This window comes from Streptomyces sp. JL2001 (assembly GCF_050917515.1).
Classification (GTDB): domain Bacteria; phylum Actinomycetota; class Actinomycetes; order Streptomycetales; family Streptomycetaceae; genus Streptomyces.
In genome coordinates this window covers 6,687,680-6,710,447 of sequence record NZ_CP169421.1, presented here as the reverse complement: position 1 = coordinate 6,710,447, position 22,768 = coordinate 6,687,680, and the positions used below count along the sequence as shown (strand labels likewise).

Annotated in this window: 26 protein-coding genes and 1 riboswitch; of the genes, 13 read left to right on the top strand and 13 right to left on the bottom strand. The window is 72.5% G+C overall.

Annotated features, from left to right (window positions below; genetic code table 11):
* Nucleotides 1-30 precede the first annotated feature (30 nt).
* Nucleotides 31-1,398 (bottom strand): cytochrome P450, encoded by a 1,368-nt coding sequence (locus ACE1OA_RS30055; protein ID WP_432753646.1) that lies wholly within the window; start codon nt 1,396-1,398, stop codon nt 31-33.
* Between the two features lie 137 nt (nt 1,399-1,535).
* Here ACE1OA_RS30055 and ACE1OA_RS30050 point away from each other — a divergent pair, with 137 nt between their 5' ends.
* A complete protein-coding gene (locus ACE1OA_RS30050; RefSeq protein WP_432753645.1) occupies nt 1,536-2,003 on the top strand; it encodes a VOC family protein in 468 nt (155 codons plus the stop codon).
* 106 nt (nt 2,004-2,109) lie between these two features.
* Nucleotides 2,110-2,637 (top strand): hypothetical protein, encoded by a 528-nt coding sequence (locus ACE1OA_RS30045; RefSeq protein WP_432753644.1) that lies wholly within the window; start codon nt 2,110-2,112, stop codon nt 2,635-2,637.
* Nucleotides 2,638-2,711: 74 nt separating this feature from the next.
* On the opposite strand, the gene ACE1OA_RS30040 is transcribed toward ACE1OA_RS30045, so the two are convergent.
* Nucleotides 2,712-3,941, bottom strand: a complete 1,230-nt coding sequence (locus ACE1OA_RS30040; RefSeq protein WP_393557538.1) for an acyl-CoA dehydrogenase family protein — start codon at nt 3,939-3,941, stop codon at nt 2,712-2,714.
* 162 nt (nt 3,942-4,103) lie between these two features.
* On the opposite strand from ACE1OA_RS30040, the gene ACE1OA_RS30035 reads away from it, so the two are divergent.
* Nucleotides 4,104-4,751, top strand: coding sequence for a TetR family transcriptional regulator (locus ACE1OA_RS30035; protein WP_356602400.1), 648 nt, complete (start codon nt 4,104-4,106; stop codon nt 4,749-4,751).
* A 96-nt stretch (nt 4,752-4,847) separates the two neighbouring features.
* Here the strand turns inward: ACE1OA_RS30035 and def are convergent, their stop codons facing one another.
* The gene (gene def / locus ACE1OA_RS30030; protein WP_356602402.1) at nt 4,848-5,414 is read right to left on the bottom strand and encodes a peptide deformylase; all 567 of its coding nucleotides are present in this window, start codon (nt 5,412-5,414) and stop codon (nt 4,848-4,850) included.
* Nucleotides 5,415-5,540: 126 nt separating this feature from the next.
* Between def and ACE1OA_RS30025 the strand changes: the two genes are divergently transcribed.
* The 5 genes from ACE1OA_RS30025 to ACE1OA_RS30005 all read left to right on the top strand — a co-directional run bounded on the left by ACE1OA_RS30025 (nt 5,541) and on the right by ACE1OA_RS30005 (nt 10,171).
* Nucleotides 5,541-6,788: a Mur ligase family protein gene (locus tag ACE1OA_RS30025; protein WP_147976903.1), complete on the top strand. Its 1,248-nt coding sequence runs from the start codon at nt 5,541-5,543 to the stop codon at nt 6,786-6,788.
* 19 nt (nt 6,789-6,807) lie between these two features.
* Nucleotides 6,808-7,536: a type 1 glutamine amidotransferase gene (locus ACE1OA_RS30020; protein ID WP_147976904.1), complete on the top strand. Its 729-nt coding sequence runs from the start codon at nt 6,808-6,810 to the stop codon at nt 7,534-7,536.
* Between the two features lie 177 nt (nt 7,537-7,713).
* Nucleotides 7,714-8,739, top strand: a complete 1,026-nt coding sequence (locus tag ACE1OA_RS30015; RefSeq protein ID WP_356602404.1) for a 6-phosphofructokinase — start codon at nt 7,714-7,716, stop codon at nt 8,737-8,739.
* A 105-nt stretch (nt 8,740-8,844) separates the two neighbouring features.
* The gene (locus tag ACE1OA_RS30010) at nt 8,845-9,795 is read left to right on the top strand and encodes a cytochrome c oxidase assembly protein (protein ID WP_356602406.1); all 951 of its coding nucleotides are present in this window, start codon (nt 8,845-8,847) and stop codon (nt 9,793-9,795) included.
* Between the two features lie 169 nt (nt 9,796-9,964).
* A complete protein-coding gene (locus ACE1OA_RS30005; protein WP_147976907.1) occupies nt 9,965-10,171 on the top strand; it encodes a hypothetical protein in 207 nt (68 codons plus the stop codon).
* Between the two features lie 5 nt (nt 10,172-10,176).
* Here ACE1OA_RS30005 and ACE1OA_RS30000 read toward each other — a convergent pair whose 3' ends face one another.
* The gene (locus ACE1OA_RS30000; RefSeq protein ID WP_432753643.1) at nt 10,177-11,190 is read right to left on the bottom strand and encodes a DUF3048 domain-containing protein; all 1,014 of its coding nucleotides are present in this window, start codon (nt 11,188-11,190) and stop codon (nt 10,177-10,179) included.
* A gap of 81 nt (nt 11,191-11,271) precedes the next feature.
* Between ACE1OA_RS30000 and ACE1OA_RS29995 the strand changes: the two genes are divergently transcribed.
* The gene (locus tag ACE1OA_RS29995) at nt 11,272-11,991 is read left to right on the top strand and encodes a lysophospholipid acyltransferase family protein (RefSeq protein ID WP_356602410.1); all 720 of its coding nucleotides are present in this window, start codon (nt 11,272-11,274) and stop codon (nt 11,989-11,991) included.
* Between the two features lie 123 nt (nt 11,992-12,114).
* Here the strand turns inward: ACE1OA_RS29995 and ACE1OA_RS29990 are convergent, their stop codons facing one another.
* The 8 genes from ACE1OA_RS29990 to ACE1OA_RS29955 all read right to left on the bottom strand — a co-directional run bounded on the left by ACE1OA_RS29990 (nt 12,115) and on the right by ACE1OA_RS29955 (nt 19,123).
* Nucleotides 12,115-13,695, bottom strand: coding sequence for an alpha/beta hydrolase (locus tag ACE1OA_RS29990; RefSeq protein ID WP_356602412.1), 1,581 nt, complete (start codon nt 13,693-13,695; stop codon nt 12,115-12,117).
* A gap of 163 nt (nt 13,696-13,858) precedes the next feature.
* Nucleotides 13,859-14,602, bottom strand: a complete 744-nt coding sequence (locus tag ACE1OA_RS29985; RefSeq protein WP_356602414.1) for an urease accessory protein UreD — start codon at nt 14,600-14,602, stop codon at nt 13,859-13,861.
* Entirely contained in the window at nt 14,599-15,276 is a 678-nt protein-coding gene (ureG, locus tag ACE1OA_RS29980; protein ID WP_356602416.1) for an urease accessory protein UreG, read from the bottom strand. Before ureG ends, ACE1OA_RS29985 begins: the two co-directional genes overlap by 4 nt.
* Before the next feature lie 28 nt (nt 15,277-15,304).
* Complete coding sequence (locus ACE1OA_RS29975; RefSeq protein WP_356779189.1) at nt 15,305-15,982, bottom strand: urease accessory protein UreF; 678 nt, start codon at nt 15,980-15,982, stop codon at nt 15,305-15,307.
* Nucleotides 15,982-17,703, bottom strand: a complete 1,722-nt coding sequence (locus tag ACE1OA_RS29970; RefSeq protein ID WP_356602419.1) for an urease subunit alpha — start codon at nt 17,701-17,703, stop codon at nt 15,982-15,984. The genes ACE1OA_RS29975 and ACE1OA_RS29970 overlap by 1 nt, the downstream gene beginning before the upstream one ends.
* Complete coding sequence (locus ACE1OA_RS29965) at nt 17,696-18,046, bottom strand: urease subunit beta (protein WP_356779187.1); 351 nt, start codon at nt 18,044-18,046, stop codon at nt 17,696-17,698. The genes ACE1OA_RS29970 and ACE1OA_RS29965 overlap by 8 nt, the downstream gene beginning before the upstream one ends.
* A 16-nt stretch (nt 18,047-18,062) precedes the next feature.
* On the bottom strand, nt 18,063-18,365 hold the full coding sequence (locus tag ACE1OA_RS29960) for an urease subunit gamma (RefSeq protein WP_356602423.1): 303 nt from the start codon (nt 18,363-18,365) through the stop codon (nt 18,063-18,065).
* A gap of 137 nt (nt 18,366-18,502) precedes the next feature.
* Complete coding sequence (locus tag ACE1OA_RS29955) at nt 18,503-19,123, bottom strand: TetR/AcrR family transcriptional regulator (protein ID WP_361316327.1); 621 nt, start codon at nt 19,121-19,123, stop codon at nt 18,503-18,505.
* Nucleotides 19,124-19,230: 107 nt separating this feature from the next.
* Between ACE1OA_RS29955 and ACE1OA_RS29950 the strand changes: the two genes are divergently transcribed.
* Nucleotides 19,231-20,220 carry an ABC transporter permease gene (locus ACE1OA_RS29950; protein WP_432753642.1) on the top strand — a complete coding sequence of 330 codons (990 nt, stop codon included), beginning with the start codon at nt 19,231-19,233 and terminating at the stop codon, nt 20,218-20,220.
* A gap of 108 nt (nt 20,221-20,328) precedes the next feature.
* Here ACE1OA_RS29950 and ACE1OA_RS29945 read toward each other — a convergent pair whose 3' ends face one another.
* Nucleotides 20,329-20,616 (bottom strand): type II toxin-antitoxin system Phd/YefM family antitoxin, encoded by a 288-nt coding sequence (locus ACE1OA_RS29945; protein WP_384870204.1) that lies wholly within the window; start codon nt 20,614-20,616, stop codon nt 20,329-20,331.
* 70 nt (nt 20,617-20,686) lie between these two features.
* Here ACE1OA_RS29945 and ACE1OA_RS29940 point away from each other — a divergent pair, with 70 nt between their 5' ends.
* The 3 genes from ACE1OA_RS29940 to ACE1OA_RS29930 all read left to right on the top strand — a co-directional run bounded on the left by ACE1OA_RS29940 (nt 20,687) and on the right by ACE1OA_RS29930 (nt 22,624).
* Nucleotides 20,687-21,319, top strand: a complete 633-nt coding sequence (locus tag ACE1OA_RS29940) for an ATP-dependent Clp protease proteolytic subunit (RefSeq protein ID WP_386545169.1) — start codon at nt 20,687-20,689, stop codon at nt 21,317-21,319.
* Nucleotides 21,320-21,326: 7 nt separating this feature from the next.
* The gene (locus ACE1OA_RS29935) at nt 21,327-21,632 is read left to right on the top strand and encodes a hypothetical protein (RefSeq protein WP_432753641.1); all 306 of its coding nucleotides are present in this window, start codon (nt 21,327-21,329) and stop codon (nt 21,630-21,632) included.
* 394 nt (nt 21,633-22,026) lie between these two features.
* Nucleotides 22,027-22,144, top strand: a riboswitch (cyclic di-AMP (ydaO/yuaA leader).
* A 3-nt stretch (nt 22,145-22,147) separates the two neighbouring features.
* The gene (locus ACE1OA_RS29930; protein ID WP_432753640.1) at nt 22,148-22,624 is read left to right on the top strand and encodes a C40 family peptidase; all 477 of its coding nucleotides are present in this window, start codon (nt 22,148-22,150) and stop codon (nt 22,622-22,624) included.
* Nucleotides 22,625-22,768: the final 144 nt, after the last annotated feature.

Here is a 22,768-nt window from a genome sequence, read left to right as displayed (position 1 = left end):
GACCGTCCGGCACGGAGGGACCGACCGGGCTCAGCCGCTCCGGGGAATCAGGGTGCAGCGGGCCGGGCCCTCGGCGCGCAGGGTGATCGCGGAGCTGAGCGGTACCTCGGTGTCGATCGCCTCGAAGCCGTACTCCTGCAGGATCATCGCCAGCGCGATCACCGATTCCAGCATCGAGAAGTGCTGACCGATGCACGCGCGCGGGCCGCCGCCGAACGGGAACCAGGCGTAGCGGGGGCGGTCGGCCTCGGCCTCCGGCGTGAAGCGGTCCGGGTCGAAGCGCTCGGGGTCCGGCCAGTGGTCGGGGTGACGGTGGGTGACCCACGGGGCGACGATCACGTCGGCACCCGCCGGAATCGTGTGGCCGTCGATCACCGTGGACTCGACGGCCCGGCGGCCGATGACCGGCGCGGCCGGGAAGAGCCGCATCGCCTCCTTGAGCACCTGGGTCAGATAGGGCAGGGCGTCGAGGTCGGCGGCGGTCGGGGTACGGCCGGCCAGGACGCGGTCGACCTCCTCCTGGGCCCGCTTCTGCTCCTCGGGGTGGCGGCCGAGGAGGTGGAGGGCGAAGCCCAGCGAGGTCGCCGTCGTCTCGTGGCCGGCGAGGAGGAAGACCAGGACCTGTTCGCGCAGCTCGGAAGCGTCGAAGCTGCCGTCCTCGGCGCTCTCGGCCTCGGCCAGGAGGGTCAGCAGGTCCTGGGCGCCGGGATCCGCGGCGGAGGCGCGGCGCTCGGCGATGATCCGGTCGCAGACCGCGTACAGCTCCTCGTGGACGGCGGCGGCCCGGCGGTTGCCGGGGGTCGGCCAGTTCCGGGGGAGCTTCACGGGTGAGTAGCCGCGGCGCAGGACGTAGTCGCCGAGGGCGGGGAAGCAGCGCTCCACCACTTCGACGGCCTCGGCGACGTCCGTGCCGAAGAGGATGCGGGCGACCGCCCGCAGCGCCAGCACGGTCATCTCGTCCAGGACGTCGACGGAGGTCCTGCCGGAGTCGCGCCAGGAGGCGAGGACCGCGGCGACCTCGACGGCCACGGCATCGGCGTAGCCGTCGACGCGCCGGCGGGTGAAGAGCGGCTGCACGAGCCGGCGCTGGCGCAGGTAGTCCTCGTCCTGGCTGGTCAGCAGACCGTTGCCGAAGGACTCGCGGACCTCCTGGTAGAAGGCGTTGTCCTTGCGGAAGTTGGCCGACTCGGTGGCCAGGACCTGCTGGGCCCCGGCGGCGGAGAAGACGCCGTACACGACGGCGCGCAGTCCGGGCGGGCCCGCGGTGAAGCGGACGACGTCACCGTGCTCGCTCCGGGAGCGCAGGAAGGTGCCGAGCGAGTCCTGCTTCAGGTCGTGCATCGAGCCGAGCAGGGGCGTCCCTGCGGGGCCGGGTACTTCGGTGCTGGTGGTGGCCATGCGTACGGTTTCCCCCTCGTTCGTCACCGTCCCGGCGATTGTGCCGCACCCGGTGACCCACGGGTAGGTTCACGCGAACACCCGACCGGATCAGGCCGGTTGGCGTGACTGTCAGAGGCGTCTGGGAGGCTCGGACCATGGAGCCGATCGAGATGACCCTGCAACTGACCATCGACTGCGCCGAGCCCCGGAAGCTGGTGCCGTTCTGGGCGGCCGCCCTGCGCTACGTCCCCCAGCCGGCGCCGGAGGGACACGCGACCTGGCGGGAGTACTGGGCCGCCACCGGCGTGCCCGAGGAGGAGCTGCCGGAGGGGGTCGGCGAGCTGCCGGAGTCGATCGTGGACCCGAAGGGGATCGGGCCGCGGGTCTGGTTCCAGCACGTCCCGGAGCCGAAGACGGTCAAGAACCGCCTCCACCTCGACCTGAAGGTCGGCGGCGGGCGCGAGCTGCCGCTGGCGGTCCGGCGCGAGCGGGTCGACGGCGAGGTGGCGCGGCTGACCGCGATCGGTGCCTCGATCCTGTACACGATGGACGAGCCGGACGGCATGGACTACTACGCGGTGGTGCTGCAGGACCCCGAGGGCAACGAGTTCTGCATCGTCTGACGCCCGCGGGGCCCGCGCCAAAGAGACGACCCCGTGGCGGAAGCGTGTCTTCCTGCGACCGCGTGGGAAGCCTTGGACTCCTGGTTTCCCGGGCACGGGGGGTGCGATGGAGGCGGGCGAGCTGGCCGCGGCGGCCGTCGGCGTGCTGGCGGCGGTGGTGACGGGGGCGACGGCCGGCCTCGGGGAGCGGGAGTGCGCCGCCCTCGTCCCCGTCGTGCGCGCCCGCCTCCTGGCGTCGGAGCGGGGCCGGCGGGCCCTGGCGGGCCTGGAGACCGGCCCGGAGTCCCCGGATGCCCGCGCGGAGGCCACCGCGGTCCTCCGTGCGGAGACCGAGGCCGACGCGGAGTTCCGCCACGCGCTGACCCTGCTCCTGTCGGAACCGGCGCCGGGACCGCCGGGGCGTGCGGCGCGCAGCGGAAGTCGGATCGGGACGGGCCGGATGGGGTTCGGCGGGCCCTGGGGCCCGCGCGGGCGCGCGCTGCTGGCCGTGGTGCTGGTGGCGGTGGCCGCGCTCCTCGTCTACGGCGGGGTCCGGCTGTTCGGCGGCGACGGGACGGGGCAGGCGCCGGCCGGAGACCCGCCGCGGTCCACGGCGTACGGGGCCGGGCCGGGCCCCGTACGGGCGGACGGCTGACCGGCAGGACCCGGTACGCGTGCCGACGGCTCCGCACCCTCCTCCGGGGCGGAGCCGTCGGTGTCTGCGGGCGGTCAGCGGATGGGCATGCCCGAGAGGGTGCGGGCGATCACCAGGCGCTGGATCTCGCTGGTGCCCTCGAAGATCGTGTAGATCGCCGCGTCGCGGTGCATGCGCTCCACCGGGTACTCGCGGGTGAAGCCGTTGCCGCCGAGGATCTGGATGGCCTGGCCGGTGACCTTCTTGGCCGTCTCGCTGGCGAACAGCTTGGACATGGAGCCCTCGGCCGAGGTGAAGGGCTTGCCCGCCGTCGCCATCCACGAGGCGCGCCAGACCAGCAGGCGCGCCGCGTCGATCTGGGTGCGCATGTCGGCGAGCTGGAAGGCGATGCCCTGGTTGTCGATGATCGGACGGCCGAACTGCTCGCGCGTCTTGGCGTATTCGAGCGCGTAGTCGTACGCGGCCCGGGCGGTGCCGACGGCCATCGCGCCGACCGCGGGGCGGGATGCCTCGAAGGTGGCCATGGCTGCGTTCTTCACGCGCTCGCCGCCGCCCGCCTTCGCCTTCTCGTGGGCGCGGGCGAGGCGCTCGTCGAGCTTCTCCTTGCCGCCGAGGAGGCAGTGGCCGGGGATCCGGACGTCCTCCAGGACGACCTCGGCGGTGTGCGAGGCGCGGATGCCGTGCTTCTGGAACTTCTGGCCCTGGGAGAGACCGGGGGTGTTCGGCGGCACGATGAAGGAGGCGTGGCCCTTGGAGCCGAGCTCGGGGTCGACGACCGCGACGACGACGTGGACGTTGGCGATGCCGCCGTTGGTCGCCCAGGTCTTGGTGCCGTTGAGGACCCACTCGTCCTTGGCCTCGTCGTAGACGGCCCGGGTGCGCATGGAGGCGACGTCGGAACCGGCGTCCGGCTCGGAGGAGCAGAAGGCGGCGACCTTGACGTCGTTCACGTCGCCGTACATCTGCGGGATCCAGGTGCCGATCTGCTCCTCGGTGCCGTTGGCGAGGACGCCGACCGCGGCCAGACCGGTGCCGACGATCGAGAGGGCGATGCCGGCGTCGCCCCAGAAGAGCTCCTCCATCGCCATCGGGATGCCGAGGCCGGTCGGGTCGAAGAACTGCTGGGCATAGAAATCGAGGGAATAGATGCCGATCTTGGCGGCTTCCTGGATGATCGGCCAGGGAGTCTCCTCACGCTCGTCCCACTCGGCGGCGGCGGGGCGCATCACGTCCTCGGCGAATCCGTGCAGCCAGTCACGGACCTGCTTCTGGTCGTCGTTGAGTTCGAGCGTGAACTCGGCCATGTTCCCTCCCAGCACTGCGTTACTTCCGGTAACAGTAGTCTGTTACTGGCAAGTAGGCCCTGTCAACCTGCGGCGGAGCGGTCCGGGGCGACCGGCACCGGGGGGCGCTCGGGTGTTACGTTGCGACAGCCTCACGGAATCGCACGGGCGGGGAGACACGCTATGGAGACCACACACCGGACCACCGACCAGCAGAAGCCTGCCGATCAGCGGCGCCGCGAACTGCTGGAGGCGGCCGACCGGGTGGTGCTCCGGGACGGTCCCCGCGCCTCGATGAACGCGATCGCGGCGGAGGCCGGGATCACCAAGCCGATCCTCTACCGGCACTTCGGCGACAAGGGCGGTCTGTACCGGGCCCTGGCGACCCGGCACACGGACGCCCTGCTCGCCGCGCTACGGGCGGCGCTCGACGCACCGGCCGACCGGCGCCGGAGAGTCGAGGCGACGCTCGACACGTACCTCGCCTCGATCGAGGCCATGCCCCAGGTCTACCGCTTCCTGATGCACCCGGCGGAGGAGACCCAGCAGGCCGAGCAGGGCTTCGACGTCGGACGGCACTCGGCGCCGCTGCTGCGGCGGATGGGCGAGGAGCTCGGCCAGGTCATCGCCGAGCGGATCGACCTGGGCCCCGGCGGCGACGCCCAGGCCAGGATCTGGGGCCACGGCATCGTCGGGATGATGCACGCGGCCGGCGACTGGTGGCTCGGCGAACGCCCCTGCTCGCGAGCCGAGCTGGTGCGCAGCCTCGCCGACCTGCTGTGGGGCCGGCTGGCGGAGGCGGGCGACCGCGTCGGCGGCCAGGCCTTCTGACCCGCCGGCTTCCGGGGCCGGCGACCGACCCGGCCGGACCTCACGACCCGGCCCCGGGGCCCGGGCGAGCCCCGCCGCCCCCGCGGCGCCCGGCTCTCAGGCCCGCGTCCCCCACGCGCCCGTGTCGGCGCCCCACGGCTCCTTGCGGATGGCCCGCAGCAGGCGCGACCTGCGCCACCCCGTGACGCGGTCCGCGTAGACGCCGCCGTCCAGGTGGTCGCACTCGTGCTGGAGGCAGCGGGCGAAGAAGCCGGTGCCCTCGACGCGGACCGGGGTGCCGTCCGTCCTGAACCCCTCGACGACCGCCCGGTCGAAGCGCGGAGTGGGCGCTTCCAGGCCCGGCAGGGACAGGCAGCCCTCCGGGCCGCGGTACTCGCCGCCGTCCGCCTCCACCAGGCGCGGGTTGACCAGATGCCCCAGGTGCCGCACGTCGTCGTCGTCCGGGCAGTCGTAGACGAAGACCCGCAGCCCCACCCCCACCTGGTTCGCCGCCAGGCCGACGCCGTTCGCGGCGTACATCGTGGCGAACATGTCCTCGACGAGCCGGGAGAGCTCCGGGCCGAAGTCGGTGACGGGTTCGCAGGGCGTGTGCAGCACCGGGTCGCCGAGCATGGTCATGGCTCGGACAAGGCCGGAACTGCCGGGGATCGGCCGGTTTCGCATGGGCGCAAGGGTACGGTCCGCCGTGACCTCACTGTTTTCGCCGGGGTCGGAACGGTGCCGCTGTTCAGGGCCCTGGCCTGATCTCGATAGGCTGAGCCCGGACCGACGCAAGGAGGAACAAGGAAGATGTCAGGACACCCCGGTAATCCAGAGCCGCTGTCGCCGCGCGCCAAGCTGGCCGTGACGGCGGGCAAGGCCGCGGCCGCGGTGTCGCGAGCAGCGGGACGCGGCAGCGGATCGGTGATCGGCGGCAAGGTGGCGCTGAAGCTCGACCCGGACCTGCTGGGTCGGCTCGCACAGCATCTGGACGTCGTCCTGGTGTCCGCGACCAACGGCAAGACCACCACGACCCGGCTGATCGCCGAGGCGCTGCGGGCCAGTGGCCCCGTCGTCTCCAACGCGCTGGGCGCCAACATGCCCGCGGGCATCACCTCGGCGCTGGCCGGCGGCTCGGACGCCAAGTACGGCGTGATCGAGGTCGACGAGAAGTACCTCGCCGGAGTCGCCCGGGACACCACGCCCAAGGCGATCGCGCTCCTCAACCTCTCCCGCGACCAGCTGGACCGGGCCGCCGAGACCCGCATGCTCGCCGAGAAGTGGCGCGAGGGTCTCTCCGGCACCAAGGCCGTGGTCATCGCCAACGCCGACGACCCGCTGATCGTGTGGGCCGCCTCCTCCTCCCCGAACGTGGTGTGGGTCGCCGCCGGTCAGGAATGGAAGGACGACGCCTGGTCGTGCCCGTCCTGCGGCGGTGTCATGCAGCGCCCGGGCGACGACTGGTTCTGCGGCGAGTGCGGTTTCCGCCGCCCGGCGCCGAGCTGGGCGCTGAACGGCGACCACGTGCTGGACCCGCACGGTTCCGCCTGGCCGATCCACCTCCAGCTGCCCGGCCGCGCCAACAAGGCCAACGCCGCGACCTCCGCCGCCGTCGCCGCGGTGTTCGGGGTGCCGCCGCAGGTGGCCCTGGAGCGGATGTACCAGGTGCAGGCCGTGGCCGGCCGCTACGACGTCGTGACCTTCCAGGGCCGCGAGCTGCGTCTGCTCCTCGCCAAGAACCCGGCGGGCTGGCTCGAAACGTTTTCCCTCATCGACCAGCCGCCGACCCCGGTGATCCTCTCCGTCAACGCGCGCGGCGCCGACGGCACGGACACCTCCTGGCTGTGGGACGTGGACTACGGGCGCCTGGCCGGGCACCCGATCATGGTCATCGGCGACCGCAAGCTGGACCTGGCGGTCCGCCTGGAGGTCGCGGGCGTGGAGTTCCGGGTGTGCGACTCGATCGACGAGGCCGTCCGCCTGTCCCCGCCCGGGCAGATCGAGCTGATCGCCAACTACACCGCCTTCCAGGACGTCCGCCGCCGCGTCGGCAACTGACCCGTAGAGGACTTGCAGCATGAGTGACAGCAGCCTGCGCCTGGTCTGGGTCTACCCGGACCTGCTCAGCACCTACGGCGACCAGGGCAACGCCCTCGTCGTCGAGCGCCGCGCCCGCCAGCGCGGCCTGGACGTCCAGCGCGTCGACGTCCGCAGCGACCAGCCGGTGCCGACCTCCGGCGACATCTACCTGATCGGCGGCGGCGAGGACCGGCCGCAGCGGCTCGCGGCCGAGCGGCTGCGCCGCGACGGCGGCCTGTCCCGGGCCGCGTCCAACGGCGCGATCATCTTCTCGGTCTGCGCCGGCTACCAGATCCTGGGTCACGAGTTCATCAACGACCTCGGCGAGCGCGAGGCCGGTCTGGGTCTGATCGACGTGATCTCCACCCGCGGCGAGGGCGAGCGGTGCGTCGGCGACGTCCTTGCGGACATCGACCCGCGGCTGGGCCTCCCCCAGCTCACCGGGTTCGAGAACCACCAGGGCATCACCCACCTCGGACCGACGGCCCGCCCGTTCGCCCGCACCGTCCTGGGCAAGGGCAACGGCACCGGCGACGGCACCGAAGGCGCCTACAACGACACGGTGTTCGGCACGTACATGCACGGTCCCGTGATGGCGCGCAACCCGCAGATCGCGGACCTGCTCCTGAAGCTGGCCCTCGACGTGAACGCGCTGCCGCCGACCGACGACCGGTGGTACGAGGCGCTGCGCGCCGAGCGGATCGCGGCGGCGACGCAGCCCGCCTGACCGTCCCGCGGACTGCACGTCTGAGCACCGCTACGCCCATTGGATTCGTAAGGAAATACGGTGTCCAATCTGCGGACATCGGGTTCGGCCCCGCCTCCCAGCACCGATAGGGTGGCGGGGATCCAACCGGACGACGTGGTCCGGGAGTCGGCCCACGTTGCAAAGGTATTTCGGGCTATGCGCATTGGTGTGCTCACCTCCGGCGGCGACTGCCCCGGTCTGAACGCCGTCATCCGTTCCGTCGTGCACCGCGCCGTCGTCGACCACGGCGACGAGGTCATCGGCTTCCACGACGGGTGGCGGGGCCTCCTCGAGTGCGACTACCGCAAGCTCGATCTCGACGCGGTCGGCGGCATACTCGCTCGTGGCGGCACCATCCTCGGCTCCTCCCGGGTCCAGCCCGCCCACCTGGTCGACGGGGTCGAGCGCGCCCGCGGCCACGTCGCCGATCTCGGCCTGGACGCGATCATCCCGATCGGCGGCGAGGGCACGCTGAAGGCGGCCAACCTGCTCTCCGAGGCCGGGCTGCCGATCGTCGGCGTCCCGAAGACCATCGACAACGACATCGCGTCGACCGACGTCACCTTCGGCTTCGACACCGCCGTCGGTGTGGCGACCGAGGCCCTCGACCGGCTCAAGACGACCGCCGAGTCCCACCAGCGCGTCCTGATCGTCGAGGTCATGGGCCGGCACACCGGCTGGATCGCCCTGCACTCCGGCATGGCGGCCGGTGCCCACGCCATCGTCGTCCCGGAGCGCCCCTTCGACATCGACGAGCTGACCGCCCGCGTCGGCGAGCGCTTCGAGGCCGGCAAGCGCTTCGCGATCGTGGTCGTCGCCGAGGGCGCCAAGCCGCGCGAGGGCTCGATGAACTTCGACGTCGGCGCCAAGGACGTCTACGGCCACGAGCGCTTCACGGGTGTCGCCAACCAGCTGTCCGTCGAGCTGGAGCGGCGCCTCGGCAAGGAGGCCCGCCCGGTCATCCTCGGCCACGTCCAGCGCGGCGGCACACCGACCGCGTACGACCGCGTCCTCGCCACCCGCTTCGGCTGGCACGCGGTGGAGGCGGCGCACCGCAGGGAGTTCGGCATGCTGACCGCGCTGCGCGGCACGGACATCGTGATGGTGCCGCTGGCCCAGGCCGTCGAGACCCTGAAGACGGTTCCGGCGGAGCGGTACGCCGAGGCCGAGTGCGTGCTCTGACCCGCGCCGCGTAGACCCCGAACCGCCCCCGGTCGCATCCGCGAACGGGGGCGGTTCTAGTCTGGTGCGGACAACAAGCGCGAATCGGGCTCCAGGAGTACGCAGATGGATCACAGCGGGCACGGCATGACCACGGATCTGCCGCCGTTCACGCTGGGGCGGGGACTGGAGTTCTCGGCGGACCCCTTCTTCCTGGTCGGGTGCCTCGTGGCGCTCGCCCTGTACGGCTGGGGCGTGGCGCGGCTGCGGGCCCGCGGCGACGCCTGGCCGGTCAGCCGGACCGTCTTCTTCGGGACCGGTGTGCTGAGCGTGGCCCTGGTGATGTGCACCAAGCTGAACGACTACGGCATGGTCATGTTCAGCGTGCACATGGTGCAGCACATGGTGGTCTCCATGCTCTCGCCGATCCTGCTGCTGCTCGGAGCGCCGGTGACCCTGGCCCTGCGCGCCCTGCCGGTCGCGGCGCGCGGCACGAAGGGTCCGCGCGAATGGCTGCTGATGCTGCTGCACAGCCGCTACATGCGGGTCGTCACGCATCCGGCGTTCACGATCCCGCTGTTCATCGCGAGCCTCTACGGCTTCTACTTCACCCCGGTCTTCGACACGCTGATGGGCTCCAAGATCGGGCACATCGCGATGATGGTGCACTTCCTCGCCGTCGGTCTGGTCTTCTTCTGGCCGATCATGGGCGTCGACCCGGGACCGCACCGCCCCGGCTACGTCATGCGGATGCTGGAACTCTTCGCGGGCATGCCGTTCCACGCCTTCTTCGGCATCGCCCTGATGATGGCGACGCAGCCGATGGTCGCGTCGTACGAGAACCCGCCGGCCTCGCTCGGGATCGACGCGCTCGCGGACCAGAACGCGGCGGGCGGCATCGCCTGGGCGTTCAGCGAGATCCCGTCGGTGCTGGTCCTGATCGCCCTGGTCTACCAGTGGTACCACTCCGAGCAGCGGCAGGCGGTGCGCAAGGACCGGGCCGCGGACCGCGACGGGGACAAGGAGCTGGAGGCGTACAACGCGTACCTCGCCTCGCTCCAGACCCGCGGACAGTAGGCCCTGCCCGGTCGATCCTCCCGGGTCCGCGGCGACGGCCGGGACGGGACCCGGACCCTTCTCACGGCGGCCGGGGGGCACGGGCGCGCGCCGGGGGCGTCCGGGGAGTAGCGCGTACCCCTCCTGCGGGGTCACGATGGGCTGGACGGCCCCGTCACGAGGAGGACCCATGTCCGGTCCCACGAAGGCGATGAGCGTGATCACCGTCGCGGCCCTGGTGCTGACGACCGCGTACACGGTGGCACTGGGGAGCAGCGGCTGGCTGTGGTTCGGCTGGGTGGTGCTGGGTGTGATCACGATCGGGATGGCCGCCGCCGACAGCAGCGTGCCGGCCGGGCCCGGCCGGGGCCCGGGGCGGCCCGGGCCGCAGCCCTGACCCCGTCATCCGCGCGGGGCGAGGACCACCCAGACCTGGCCGGGGGCGAAGGTCATCGCCGCCCCGGTCGGGGTGGTGAAGGTGGTGCCCGCCGCGCCCGTGGGGCGGTTCCAGCGGGCGTCGTGAGCGCGTCCGTCGCGCAGCACGACCGCGTTTCCCGACCCGACGGTCTCGGAGTACGGGGAGACGCTCCCGAGGAAGTCGCGGAACCGCGACGGGTGGATGTCGACGTACTGCACCACGACCGTCGCCGGCTTCAGCGGGCCGCCGTCCGTGGTCCGCGCGGGCCGGCCGTCCATCGCCACCCGCCAGGCCTTCTCCGCACCGGACCAGGTGAAGGTGTAGCGGGCCGCGGGGAAGCGGACGGTCCGTTCACGCACGGGGGTGCCGGAGTCGGGCGCCGGGCCGAAACGGAAGCCGATGTCCTGGGCCGGGCTCGCCTGCGGCGCGGCCGCGAGCGCGCGGCCGGGCAGCAGGTAGAGGTTGTGGGGCGCGGGGCGGGCGGAGCTGCGCACGAAGGACCGTGGCGCGTCCTCCTGGGGCAACGCCTCCAGGGGGGCGGCCTCGAGGAGCGGCTTCAGTGCCGTCTGCGAGCCGGAGTAGGCCAGCGCCGGGTGGCCGAACTGGGCGAGCAGCTCGATGTCGGACTCCCGGGCGCTGCGGACGGGGCCCGTCCGGTCGGGCAGCCGGGAGGAGAAGACGGCCAGGAGCCTGGTCTGGCCGGCCTCGACCTGCTCGACGTAGACCAGGTCGGCGGCGCCGAGGCCGGTGTGGGGCCGGGCCGGGCCGACGTTGTCGATCTTGACGGCGAGGACGGGCGCCGGCCGGGCGGGCAGACCGGTGAAGGGTGAGCGGCCGGACGCCTGGGGCGGGGCTACCGGGGTGGTGGCCGGGGCCGAGGTCGGCGCGGGTGTGGGGGTCCCGGAGTCGGCGCACCCGTACAGCCCGGCGGTCATCAGCGCGCACAGCAGCGCGGTGACGGCTGCGCCGGGCCGTGAGCGTCGGCGCGCGGCTGCCATCGGTCCTTGTCTCCCCCACCAGTGGACCACGGGTGCGCGAATGGTTACAAAGGATTCCTCACAAGTGAACGGGGGCAGCCGGTGTTCTACTACGTGCTCAAGTACGTCCTGCTCGGGCCATTGCTGAGGCTGGCCTTCCGCCCGCGCATCGAGGGTCTGGAGCACGTTCCGGACGAGGGGGCGGCCATCGTGGCCGGCAATCACCTGTCGTTCTCCGACCACTTCCTGATGCCGGTCGTCCTCAGGCGGCGCATCACGTTCCTCGCCAAGCAGGAGTACTTCACGGGCCCGGGACTCAAGGGAAGGCTGACGGCCGCGTTCTTCCGCAGCGCCGGGCAGATCCCGGTGGACCGCTCCGGCAAGGAGGCCGGTCAGGCCGCCATCCGGGAGGGGCTCGGCGTGCTCGCGAAGGACGAACTGCTGGGCATCTATCCCGAGGGCACGCGTTCGCACGACGGCCGGCTCTACAAGGGGAAGGTCGGGGTCGCGGTCATGGCGATCACGGCGGGGGTTCCGGTGGTCCCCTGCGCCATGGTCGGGACCTTCGAGATCCAGCCGCCCGGCAAGGTCGTGCCGAAGCTCAAGCGGGTCACGATCCGCTTCGGTGCTCCGCTGGACTTCTCCCGCTTCGCGGGCATGGAGGGCGAGAAGGCGGCGATCCGCGCCGTCACGGACGAGATCATGTACGAGATCCTGGCCCTGTCCGGGCAGGAGTACGTCGACGACTACGCGGCCCGGGTCAAGGAGGCCGAGGCGGCGAAGCCCGGGACTCCCCGCCGGTTCCCGCGCCGGAAGCGCTGACGGGTCCGGGAGCCGGGCAGGGCCGTCCGGCCCGGGCGCGGCGGCCGGGGCCCGGCCGCCGAGCGCGAAGGGGCGGCCGTCGCACGACGGCCGCCCCTCGCTTCTCACCGTGTCACCCGGTGACTACGGCTGCGGCGTGGCGTGCGGCGCGCACGTCACGTCCTTGCCGTCCAGCTGCCCGGTCAGCAGGTACGCCTCGACCTTGGTGTTGAGGCAGGGGTTGACCAGGTTGGTGATGCCGTGCGAGCCGGCGTCCTTCTCCGTGATCAGACGCGACCCCTTGAACCGCTTGTGCAGTTCGACGGCGCCGGCGTACGGCGTGGCCGCGTCCCGCTCGGACTGGGCGATGAGCACCGGCGGAAGGCCCTTGCCGGTGCGGACCTCGGTCGGCCGCTGGCGCGGCGCGGCCCAGGTGGCGCAGGGCAGGTTCATCCAGGCGTTGGCCCAGGTCATGAACGGGTACTGCTCGTGGAGCCGGGTGTTGTCCCGGTCCCACTTCTTCCAGCTGGTCGGCCAGGGCGCGTCGGCGCACTCGACGGCCGTGTAGACCGCGTTGCTGTTCTCCGAGGCGGCGTTGCCGGCCGTGTCGGTGAGGTCCGCGGCGGCGGAGTCGATCAGCGGCTGCGGGTCACCGGCGGCGTAGGCGCTCCACGCCTCGGCGACCGGGGCCCACATCGAGTCGTAGTACGGGGCGTTCTGGAAGAAGCCGACGAGCTCGGCGGGTCCGACCTTGCCGCCCAGCGGGTTCTTCTTCGCGGCCGCACGCAGGACGTCCCACTGCTGCCGGACCTCGGCGTAGGTGTCGCCCAGGTGGTAGGTGGCGTCGTGCTGGGCGACCCAGGTCATCCAGTCCTTGAGCCGGCCCTCGAAGGCGATGTCCTGGTCGAGGTTGACCTCGTACCAGATCTTGCGCGTCGAGGGGTTCACGACGCTGTCCAGCACCATGCGGCGGACGTGGGTCGGGAAGAGGGTGCCGTAGACCGCGCCGAGGTAGGTGCCGTAGGAGACGCCGACGAAGTTGAGCTTCTTCTCGCCGAGCGCGGCCCGGATGACGTCGAGGTCGCGGGCGGTGTTGGGCGTGGTCATGTGCGGCAGCATGTCGCCGCTCTTCTCCGCGCAGCCGGCGGCGTACTCGGCGGCCAGCTTGCGCTGGGCACGCTTGTCGGCCTCGCTGTCGGGGACCGGGTCGGCCTTGGGGCCCTTGACGAACTCGGTCGGGTCGACGCAGGAGATGGGCGCCGACTTGCCGACGCCGCGCGGGTCGAAGCCCACGAAGTCGTAGGCCTTCGCGGCGTTCGCCCAGATCGCGTTCTTGGTGGTGACCCGGCGCGGGAAGCGCAGTCCGGAACCGCCGGGGCCGCCCGGGTTGTACAGGAGCGCGCCCTGGCGCTCCGCGGCCGTTCCGGTGGCGGCGATGCGGTCGACGGCGAGCTTGATCTGCTTGCCGTTCGGCTTCGCGTAGTCGACCGGGACGGTGACCCAGCCGCACTGGATCGGCTTCTCCAGGCCCCAGTCGGCCGGACAGTCCTTCCAGTCGATGCCCTGCTTCGCGGCCCGGTCGGCGGCGACGGCGGCGCCGCGCGCCTCCGGGTCCGGACGGTGGTCGCGGCTGTGGGCGGTGGCGGCCGGTGCCGCCAGCGTGGTCGCCATCAGCGTGCCCGCTATCAGAGTGCCGGCCGAGCCGAGCACACGAGCGCGTCTCACGTGGTTCCTCCCCCTCTGTCGGCGCCGCCCCCGTCGCGGCGCCGTGAAGTCGGTCAGTCTGTCCGGTGGATCCTTTCGTCTGACCCGCTCACAACAAAAGGGCGTACACGTGTTTCTTTGCCGAACCAATAACCGGACACCGGAGTACCGCTGAGCGGAGAACTCACGAGGGGGCCAGCGCCTGCAGGGCCTCGTCGAGGACGCGGCGCAGCCGCAGCGCGTCGGGGGCGACGGCGGTCACGAGCGCCGCGGGTCCGGCGAGTGGGGTGAGGACGGCGTACTCGCCGAGCAGTCTCGTCTCCACCGGCTTGTCCTCGAACTCCGGCGCCACGCAGAGGAGTTGTCCAGCGGCACGGTGGCCGCCCAGGACCGCTCCGCCGTCCCAGCCGTCCGGTGCGCCGGGTCCGTGGCGAAGCTCCTGGTCGAGCAGCGGCCGTCCCGCACGGCGCACGGTCAGCCGGGTGGTGAGCGTGCCGGGCTCCTCCCCGTGGCGGCCGAGGACCTGTTCCTCGCGCAGCACCAGCCGTGCGTCGGGGGCGAGTTCGACGGTCGTCCGCATCCGCAGATCGGAGCCGCGGGCGGAGACGAGCGGTTCGGGGAGCCAGCGCAGGTCGGCGCCGGCACCGACGGTGAGCCGGACGTCGTAGGTGGCGGGCTCGGCGGTGCGGCCGGGCAGGGCGATCGTGGCGGCTGCCGAGTCGACCCGCAGCCGCGCCCCGGCCCGGACGTCCGCCTCGATGGCGAGCCGGTCACCACCGAGCGGCGCGCTCATGGCGCCGACGACGGTGACGTGGGTGTACGGGCCCGGGCCGCGGGTGCGGCGGAGGGCGAGCGGGCCGTCGCTCTCCAGCAGCGGCAGGGCGCCGCCGGCTTCGGCGACGATCCGGGCGGTGGCGCGCAGGCTCATGCGGACCAGGCGGCGAGGCGCTCGCGGACCCAGTCGGCCACCGGGGCGACGCCCTGCGCGCCGGTGAGCGAGGTGAAGGCGACGGGCAGGTCGCCGCGCTGCTCCTTGGCGTCCCGCGCCATCCGTTCCAGGTCGGAGCCGACGTAGGGGGCGAGGTCGGTCTTGTTGACGACGAGCAGGTCGGCGGTGGTGACGCCGGGGCCGCCCTTGCGCGGGATGTCGTCGCCGCCGGCCACGTCGATGACGAAGATCTGGGCGTCGACGAGGCCCCGGGAGAAGGTCGCGGTGAGGTTGTCGCCGCCCGACTCGACCAGGATCAGGTCGAGCGGTCCGACGGAGTCCTCCAGTTCCTCGACCGCTTCGAGGTTGGCGGAGATGTCGTCCCGGATCGCGGTGTGGGGGCAGGCCCCGGTCTCCACGGCCTGGATCCGCTCGGGAGGGAGGACGGCGTTGCGGAGCAGGAACTCCGCGTCCTCGCGGGTGTAGATGTCGTTGGTGACGACGGCGATGGAGATCCGGTCGCGCAGCGCGCGGCAGAGCGCGGCGACGGTCGCCGTCTTGCCGGAGCCGACGGGGCCGCCCAGCCCGATGCGCAGGGCGCGGCGGGTGCCGTCGGGGCGGCGGGCGTCGGCGGAGACGGCGGCGGGTCCTTCGTGGAAGTGGTCGAGGTGCATGGGGCGGCTCCGGGTTCGCGGGGGTGGGTCAGGAGGCGAAGAGGCGTACGGGCCAGGCCGCGTGCTGCTCGGCGGTGATGTCGAGCAGGGGGGCGGAGGCGGCGGGCAGGGCGTCGATGCCCTGCCGGGCGGCCGAGGCGGCCAGGGCGGCGATCCGGTCGAGGTCGGGGGCGAGGCGGGCGAGGACCGCGGTGGCCTGGAAGGGGTCGAGTCCGAGGAGACGGACGACCGCGGTGGCGGGACCGCTGACCGTCTCGTACGCGACGCAGGAGGCGGCGTCCTCGGGGCCGAGACCGGCGGCGCGGGCCGCCGCGCCGAGCACGACGGGCTGATGGGCGCCGCGCGGGAACGCGGCGGCCAGCGCGTCGAGTTCGGCGCACGGCCAGGCGGCCCGAGCCGCCCGCATCATCTGCCGGCCCAGCCTGCGGGCGGCGGCACGCAGGGCGGGCGAGGGGGTGCGGGCGTCGGCGGCCGCGTCGAGCTCGGCCGGGTCGAGCCCGAGCGCGGCGGCGGCGGCCAGCGCCGCCGTGGTCAGGCCCGTGGTGTGCAGCCGGCCCCGGCAGAAGGCGGCGAGTCCGGCCGCGTCGGTGATCCGTCCGGCCTTCACGGCGGCCTCGGCCCCGCCGGAGTGGGCGTGCCCACCGGCGGGGAAGCGTCCGTCGGCGAGCACCAGGAGTGCGGCACGGCCGTGCGTGTGCGTGTCCATCAGAAGAGGAAGTACCGCTGGGTCATCGGGAGTTCGGCGGCCGGTGCGGGTTCGACCGGGTCGCCGTCGATCGTCACGGTGAAGCTGTCGGCGTCGACCTCGACCCGGGGCATGGCGTCGTTCTCCCGCATGTCGGCCTTGGTGATGCGCCGAGTGCTCCTGATCGCCGTGAACGTCTTCTCCAGGCCGAGACGTTCGGGCAGGTCGTCCTCGATCGCGGCCTGCGAGACGAAGTTGACGGAGTTGGCCGCGGGCGCCCGGCCCAGTGCGCCGAACATCGGCCGGGGCAGGATCGGTTGGGGGGTGGGGATGGAGGCGTTGGCGTCGCCCATCTGCGCGTAGGCGATCTGGCCGCCCTTGAGCACGACCAGCGGCTTCACCCCGAAGAAGGCCGGCTCCCACAGCACCAGGTCGGCGAGTTTGCCGGTCTCGACCGAGCCGATCTCGTGGTCGAGCCCCTGGGCGACCGCCGGGTTGATCGTGTACTTGGCGACGTAGCGGCGGGCCCGGTGGTTGTCGGCGCGGCCGTCGCCGGGGAGGGCGCCTCGGTGCCGTTTCATGACGTGCGCGGTCTGCCAGGTCCGCATGATCACTTCACCGATACGGCCCATGGCCTGGGAGTCGGAGGAGATGATCGAGATGGCGCCGAGGTCGTGGAGGTGATCCTCGGCGGCGATGGTGGAGGGCCGGATCCGGGATTCGGCGAAGGCGAGGTCCTCCGGCACGGCCGGGTTGAGGTGGTGACAGACCATCAGCATGTCGAGGTGTTCCTCGATGGTGTTGACGGTGTGCGGCCGGGTGGGGTTGGTGGAGCTGGGCAGTATGTGCGGCTCGGAGACGACGGTGATGATGTCCGGCGCGTGCCCGCCGCCCGCACCCTCGGTGTGGTAGGCGTGGATGGTGCGTCCGGCGATGGCGGCGAGCGTGTCGCCGACGAAGCCGGCCTCGTTGAGGGTGTCCGTGTGGATGGCGAGCTGGGCGCCGGTCTCCTCGCAGACGCCCAGGCAGGCGTCGATGACGGCGGGCGTCGCCCCCCAGTCCTCGTGGATCTTGAACCCCAGTGCGCCGCCGCGGAGTTGGGAGTGCATGGCCTCCCGGGACATCGTGTTGCCCTTGCCGAGCAGCCCGATGTTCACCGGGGAGCCCTCCAGCGCCGCGAACATCCGGGCGAGGTGCCACGGGCCGGGGGTGATCGTGGTGGCCTTGGTGCCCTCCGCGGGGCCGGTGCCGCCGCCGACCAGGGTGGTGACGCCCGAGGCGAGGGCCTCGTCGACGAGGGTCGGCGAGATGAAGTGGACGTGGGTGTCGACGCCGCCCGCGGTCAGGATCCGTCCGTTGCCGACGATGATCTCGGTCTCCGGACCGATGACCAGGTCGGGGTGGACGCCGTCCATGGTGTCGGGGTTGCCGGCCTTGCCGATCCCCGTGACGCGGCCGTCGCGGATGCCGATGTCGGCCTTGACGATCCCCCAGTGGTCGATGACCACGGCGCCGGTGATCACGGTGTCCGGAGCGCCCTCGGCCCGGGTGGTCCGGGCCTGGCCCATCGACTCGCGGATGACCTTGCCGCCACCGAAGACGGCCTCGTCGCCGGCCCGGCCGGGGCCGCCGGAACGGTCCTCCTCGATCTCGACGAGCAGGTCGGTGTCGGCGAGCCGGATCCGGTCGCCGGTGGTGGGGCCGAACAGGTCGGCGTAGACGGCGCGGTGCAGCTCAGGCACGGTCGGCCTCCTTCGCCTCGGGGGCGGTCGCCGGGGCGTCGAGCGGTCCGGCGGTCTCTCCGCGCAGTCCGGGGACCACCCGGCGGCCCGCGAGGGGGACGAGTTCGACCTCGACCGGGATCCCGGGCTCGAACCGCACGGCGGTGCCGGCGGCGATGTGCAGCCGGCGGCCGCGCGCGGCGGCGCGGTCGAAGTCCAGACCGGGGTTGGCCTCGGCGAAGTGGTAGTGGGAGCCGACCTGGACGGGCCGGTCGGCGGCGTTGAGGACGGTCAGGCGGGTCACGGCGCGCCCCTCGTTGAGGGCGATCGGGCCGTCACCGAAAAGGATCTCTCCGGGAGTCATCGGCGGCGCTCCCCCGTCACACGATCGGGTCATGGACGGTGACGAGCTTGGTGCCGTCCGGGAAGGTGGCCTCGACCTGGACGTCGTGGATCATCTCCGGGATGCCGGTCATGACGTCGTCACGGGTGAGCACCTTGCGTCCGCTGGCCATGAGTTCCGCGACGGTGCGGCCGTCGCGGGCGCCCTCCAGGATGTGGGAGGTGATCAGGGCGACGGCCTCGGGGTGGTTGAGCCTCACACCGCGCGCCCTGCGCTTCTCCGCCACGTCCGCCGCCACGTGAATGAGCAGGCGTTCCTGTTCGTGCGGGGTCAGTTGCACTCTTCCACCTCACAGTCGTCCACCGGGGCAGCCCCCGGACAGCAGCGGACCCTACCGATCTTCAACACTCTGTTGAGCTGCGGTGATGGGCCGCCCCGTCGAACTTTGAACGTTAGGGCGGAAGTTTTTCCGGCGCGTTAACTCGGGCTTGGCAGCCGCATGGACATCAGCCCGCGCAGCCCGTCCTCCAGCACCTCGACCGCGACGTCGCCGAACAGGGCCTGCTGGGCGATGAAGCCCTGGGCGGTGGCGATGAGGGTGCGCGCGACGTGGTCGGCGGGCACGTCGGCCGCCATCACCCCGCTCTCGCGGTAGGCGACGACGAGGGTCGACCACGCCTCGCGCATCCCGTCGTACCCCCCGGAAAGGGTCCGGAACAGCTGCTCGTCGCGCAGGGTCTCGGCCCACACCTGGAGGATGAGACGGGCGAAGGCCTGCCGGTCGCCGCCCGGGATCCGCTCCTCGAGGAAGAGCCTCAGCACCGTGCCGAGGAGGACGTCGGGAGTGGGCGGCGGGGTGCTGCGGGACGCCTCCTCGAAGGCGGCGCGGATCCCCGCGAACGCCTCCCCCGCGATGGCCCCGATGAGCTCCTCCTTGCCGCGGAAGTAGCGGTAGACCGCGCCGGCCGAGAGGCCCACCTCGGCCAGCACGTCCTGCATCGACGTGGCGTGGAAGCCGTTGCGGGCGAAGCAGCGCGCGGCGCCATCGAGGATCTGACGGCGGCGGGCGTCGAGGTGTTCCTGGGAGACACGAGCCATGCCCGAAATCTAAAACGAACATTCATTCTTGACAAGCGAGCACGCCGGCGGGACAGTGGGCGAACGGTAAAACGAACGATCCTTCTCTTTGAATCACGAGGTCCGCCATGCCTGCCACCGCCACCCGCAAGACCCTCGCGGTGATGGTGCTGATCCCCGTCGCCGTCGCCCTGGCCCTGTGGGCCTTCGCCTGGCCCGCCGCCCGGACCGCCCCGCGCGACCTGCCCATCGGCGTCGCGGGACCCGCCACCGCCACCGCCCCGCTGGAGCAGCGCCTCACCGCGCACGACGGCGCCTTCGAGGTCCACCGCTACGCCTCGGAGTCCGCCGCCCGTGCCGCGATCGAGGACCGCGTCGTATACGGCGCGGTGGTCGTCACACCGCAGGGCGCCGAACTGCTGACGGCCTCCGCCGCGAGCCCCGTCGTCGCCGGACTGCTGCGCGAGGCCGTGGCCGCCCAGGCTCCGCCCGGCGCGCCCGTCAAGGTCACCGACGTCGTGCCGACCCCGGCGGGCGACCCGCGGGGCGCCGCGCTCGCCGCGAGCGTGTTCCCCCTCATCCTGGCGGGCGCCGCCTCCGGCGTGGTGGTGACCATGCTCGGCCTGCGGCGCTCCCGCGCGGCCCTCGCCCTGGTCGGGGCCGCCGCACTGGCGGGGATCGTCGGCGCCTCGCTCGCCGACGGCTGGCTCGGTGCCCTCGCCGGCGACTGGTGGGCCGAGGCGGGGGTCCTGGGGCTCACCGTCCTCGCGATCGGCTCGGCGCTGGCGGGTCTCGCCGCACTCCTCGGCAAGCCGGGCCTCGGGCTCGGCGCGCTCCTCATGGTGCTGCTCGGCAACCCGTTCTCGGGTGTGGCCAGCGCTCCGGAGCTGCTGCCCTCGCCCGTGGGGACGCTCGGCCAGTGGCTCCCGCCGGGCGCCGGCGGCTCGGCGCTGCGCTCGGTCGCCTTCTTCGACGGCGGCGGGGCGGGCGCGCCCTTGCTGGTCCTCGACCTCTGGGCGGCAGCCGGGCTGGCGGCGGTCCTGGTCGGCGGGCGGCGCACCACCGCGGCCCGGGTGCCGGAGCCGGCCGCGGCCCCCACCCCGGCGCCGGTGGGCTGACGCCCCTCACCTACCGCCGCGTGCCCCCGCTGTAGCGGACGGGGGCACGCGGCTTTCGCGTGTCCGGGCCGCGGAACCCGCCGCGGTCCGGTCGCTCGTGACGTCCGGTCAGACTCCGGGCTCGCGGTGGTGGGCGGCGATGCCGAAGCGGCCGTGTTCACCCGGAGCGGACGCGATCGAGCGGACGCGGGAGACGGACGAGACCACCGGCTCCTCGGCGGCCGCCTGCTCGCGCGCCTCCTCCGCCTCCAGTCGTTCCAGGTCAGCGGCGGAGACGAGCGCCACGAGCGGCTTGCCGTGCCGGGTCACGACGACGCGCTCGTCGCCGTACACCACGCGGTTGATCAGGTCGGCGAGCTCTGCACGTGCTTGCGTCACCGGAATCTCGTAGGCCATGCTCCTCATCTTACGGCCTGTACGTCCTGTACATTTTTGACAGAGTCACCACTCCGGGAGGCGACCCACCATGTACCGACCCGACGCCCGCTACGTGCTGCCCGAGTTCACCGAGCGCACCGGCCACGGCACCCGCACCCTCGACCCGTACTCCAAGCTGCTCGACGAGCGGATCGTCTTCCTGGGCACCCCGATCGACGAGACCTCGGCCAACGACGTCATCGCGCAGTTCCTCCACCTGGAGTACGCGGCCCCCGAGCGCGACATCTCCCTCTACATCAACTCCCCCGGCGGCTCCCTCAGCGCGATGTCGGCGATCTACGACACGATGCAGGTCGTCACCTGCGACATCGAGACCACCTGCCTGGGGCAGGCCGCGTCCACCGCCGCCGTCCTGCTGGCCGCGGGCACCCCCGGCAAGCGGATGGCGCTGCCCGGCGCGCGGATCGTGCTCCAGCAGCCGTCGATGGACGAGCCGGTGCAGGGGCAGCCGAGCGATCTCGACATCCAGGCCCGGGAACTGCTGCGGCTGCGCGCGATGGTGGCCGGCATGCTGGCCACGCACACCGGCCGGAGCCGCGAGCGGATCGACGCCGACATCGACCGGACGACGGTCCTCGACGCCGCGGCGGCGACCGCCTACGGACTGGTGGACCACGTCGTCCGCAACCGTGCCGCGTCCGGCGGCGCCGCGGGGCGGTGAGCCGGCCGTGGTCCCCGAACTGCCGCCGCTGCCCGCGCTGACGCGCGCCGAGGGCAAGCTCGTCGACGCCTACCTCGAGGTCGTGGACCTGCTCGGACGTATCAATCCATCCAGGACATTGCATACTTATGGGGCGTTGCGTGCGGCGCAGGCACTGGTGGGCAGGGCGACGGCCCTGCGCGACGCACTGACGACCATGCACCTGCGCGGCGAGAGCGAGGTGCACACCGAGACGATGGCCCGCGCGCTCCGCGTGCTGGACGGGGAGCGGCGGTCCGGACGGGTCACCGTGCCGGAGCCGCCGTCGAGTTGACATTCAGGCGTGTCGTGTCGAGGTCCGGTCGGCCCAGTGCGACCGCAGAAATCCTCCCCCGTACGGCGTAGTCGACGAATCGACATGTGGCTGGGGCGAGTTGCGCGAGAGGTGCACACATCTGGCGGAATCGGATGTTCCTTCGCTGGTACGAGGCCTGTTGACCACCCTTCGGAAGATCACGAAACCTGCTTGTCCACCCGAATGGATCAGTCGTGAGGAGCCTCACATATCGCCGTTTCAGCTCGGTTTTCGACCGGTTCGTGGGTCAAGATCCCTGACGACGACAAGCCCCCGCCACCGCGGCGGGGCGGTCCGGGCGGACGCCGAGTCCTGCCGCCGTCCCGGATGTCTGGTCGACAGGAGTGGATCGGCAGGAGTGGAGGACCCGAGCAGTACGGAACGGCCGGCCAGTGGGGCCGTTCCTTGGGGTGAAGCCGCAGCCGCGGCCGGGCAACTTCGCCAGCCCGAACCCGACAGGTCATCCTTCACAGGCGGCTGACGAAGGGTTGCGCATGACTGCGCAGATTCATGTCCCGTCCCTGCTGTCCCGGGCCGGAGCCGTCTCGGCTCTCGCCCTCGCCGCCGTCGGCGGCACGCTGCTGGCACCAGGTGCGGCGCCGGAGGCCCAGGCCGCCACGACGTACGCCGGCAAGGCGCTGAACGTCGCGGCGTCGAAGAAGGGATCGCCGTACAGGTACGGAGCGAGCGGGCCCACCAGGTTCGACTGCTCGGGGCTCACGCTCTACTCGTACAGGAAGGCGGGCAAGTCGCTGCCCCGTACCGCGCAGCAGCAGTACAACAAGACCCGGCACATCGCCGCCTCCGGCAGGCAGAAGGGGGACCTGGTCTTCTTCCACTCCGGGGGGAGGGTGTACCACGTGGGCATCTACGCCGGCAGCGGCAAGATCTGGCACTCCCCCAAGACCGGCTCCTGGGTGAAGCTCGACCGGATCTGGTCCTCGAAGGTCTACTACGGCCGGGTCCGCTGACGCCCTCGCAGGAGGCCCTCCCACGGCCTCCGACGACCCCCTGACGGCCGCTCAGGACAGCGGGCGGCCGGTTCGGCGGGTCCCACGACGGGGACCCGCCTGCTGACGAACGGCGCGACGGCCGACGGGCCGGGGGGGTGCGGC

Coding starts and splice junctions, on each gene's coding strand:
- ACE1OA_RS30055 (WP_432753646.1), bottom strand. CDS start 1,398: ATGGCCACCACCAGCACCGAAGTACCCGGCCCCGCAGGGACGCCCCTG.
- ACE1OA_RS30050 (WP_432753645.1), top strand. CDS start 1,536: ATGGAGCCGATCGAGATGACCCTGCAACTGACCATCGACTGCGCCGAG.
- ACE1OA_RS30045 (WP_432753644.1), top strand. CDS start 2,110: ATGGAGGCGGGCGAGCTGGCCGCGGCGGCCGTCGGCGTGCTGGCGGCG.
- ACE1OA_RS30040 (WP_393557538.1), bottom strand. CDS start 3,941: ATGGCCGAGTTCACGCTCGAACTCAACGACGACCAGAAGCAGGTCCGT.
- ACE1OA_RS30035 (WP_356602400.1), top strand. CDS start 4,104: ATGGAGACCACACACCGGACCACCGACCAGCAGAAGCCTGCCGATCAG.
- def (WP_356602402.1), bottom strand. CDS start 5,414: ATGCGAAACCGGCCGATCCCCGGCAGTTCCGGCCTTGTCCGAGCCATG.
- ACE1OA_RS30025 (WP_147976903.1), top strand. CDS start 5,541: ATGTCAGGACACCCCGGTAATCCAGAGCCGCTGTCGCCGCGCGCCAAG.
- ACE1OA_RS30020 (WP_147976904.1), top strand. CDS start 6,808: ATGAGTGACAGCAGCCTGCGCCTGGTCTGGGTCTACCCGGACCTGCTC.
- ACE1OA_RS30015 (WP_356602404.1), top strand. CDS start 7,714: ATGCGCATTGGTGTGCTCACCTCCGGCGGCGACTGCCCCGGTCTGAAC.
- ACE1OA_RS30010 (WP_356602406.1), top strand. CDS start 8,845: ATGGATCACAGCGGGCACGGCATGACCACGGATCTGCCGCCGTTCACG.
- ACE1OA_RS30005 (WP_147976907.1), top strand. CDS start 9,965: ATGTCCGGTCCCACGAAGGCGATGAGCGTGATCACCGTCGCGGCCCTG.
- ACE1OA_RS30000 (WP_432753643.1), bottom strand. CDS start 11,190: ATGGCAGCCGCGCGCCGACGCTCACGGCCCGGCGCAGCCGTCACCGCG.
- ACE1OA_RS29985 (WP_356602414.1), bottom strand. CDS start 14,602: ATGAGCCTGCGCGCCACCGCCCGGATCGTCGCCGAAGCCGGCGGCGCC.
- ureG (WP_356602416.1), bottom strand. CDS start 15,276: ATGCACCTCGACCACTTCCACGAAGGACCCGCCGCCGTCTCCGCCGAC.
- ACE1OA_RS29975 (WP_356779189.1), bottom strand. CDS start 15,982: ATGGACACGCACACGCACGGCCGTGCCGCACTCCTGGTGCTCGCCGAC.
- ACE1OA_RS29965 (WP_356779187.1), bottom strand. CDS start 18,046: ATGACTCCCGGAGAGATCCTTTTCGGTGACGGCCCGATCGCCCTCAAC.
- ACE1OA_RS29955 (WP_361316327.1), bottom strand. CDS start 19,123: ATGGCTCGTGTCTCCCAGGAACACCTCGACGCCCGCCGCCGTCAGATC.
- ACE1OA_RS29950 (WP_432753642.1), top strand. CDS start 19,231: ATGCCTGCCACCGCCACCCGCAAGACCCTCGCGGTGATGGTGCTGATC.
- ACE1OA_RS29945 (WP_384870204.1), bottom strand. CDS start 20,616: ATGGCCTACGAGATTCCGGTGACGCAAGCACGTGCAGAGCTCGCCGAC.
- ACE1OA_RS29940 (WP_386545169.1), top strand. CDS start 20,687: ATGTACCGACCCGACGCCCGCTACGTGCTGCCCGAGTTCACCGAGCGC.
- ACE1OA_RS29930 (WP_432753640.1), top strand. CDS start 22,148: ATGACTGCGCAGATTCATGTCCCGTCCCTGCTGTCCCGGGCCGGAGCC.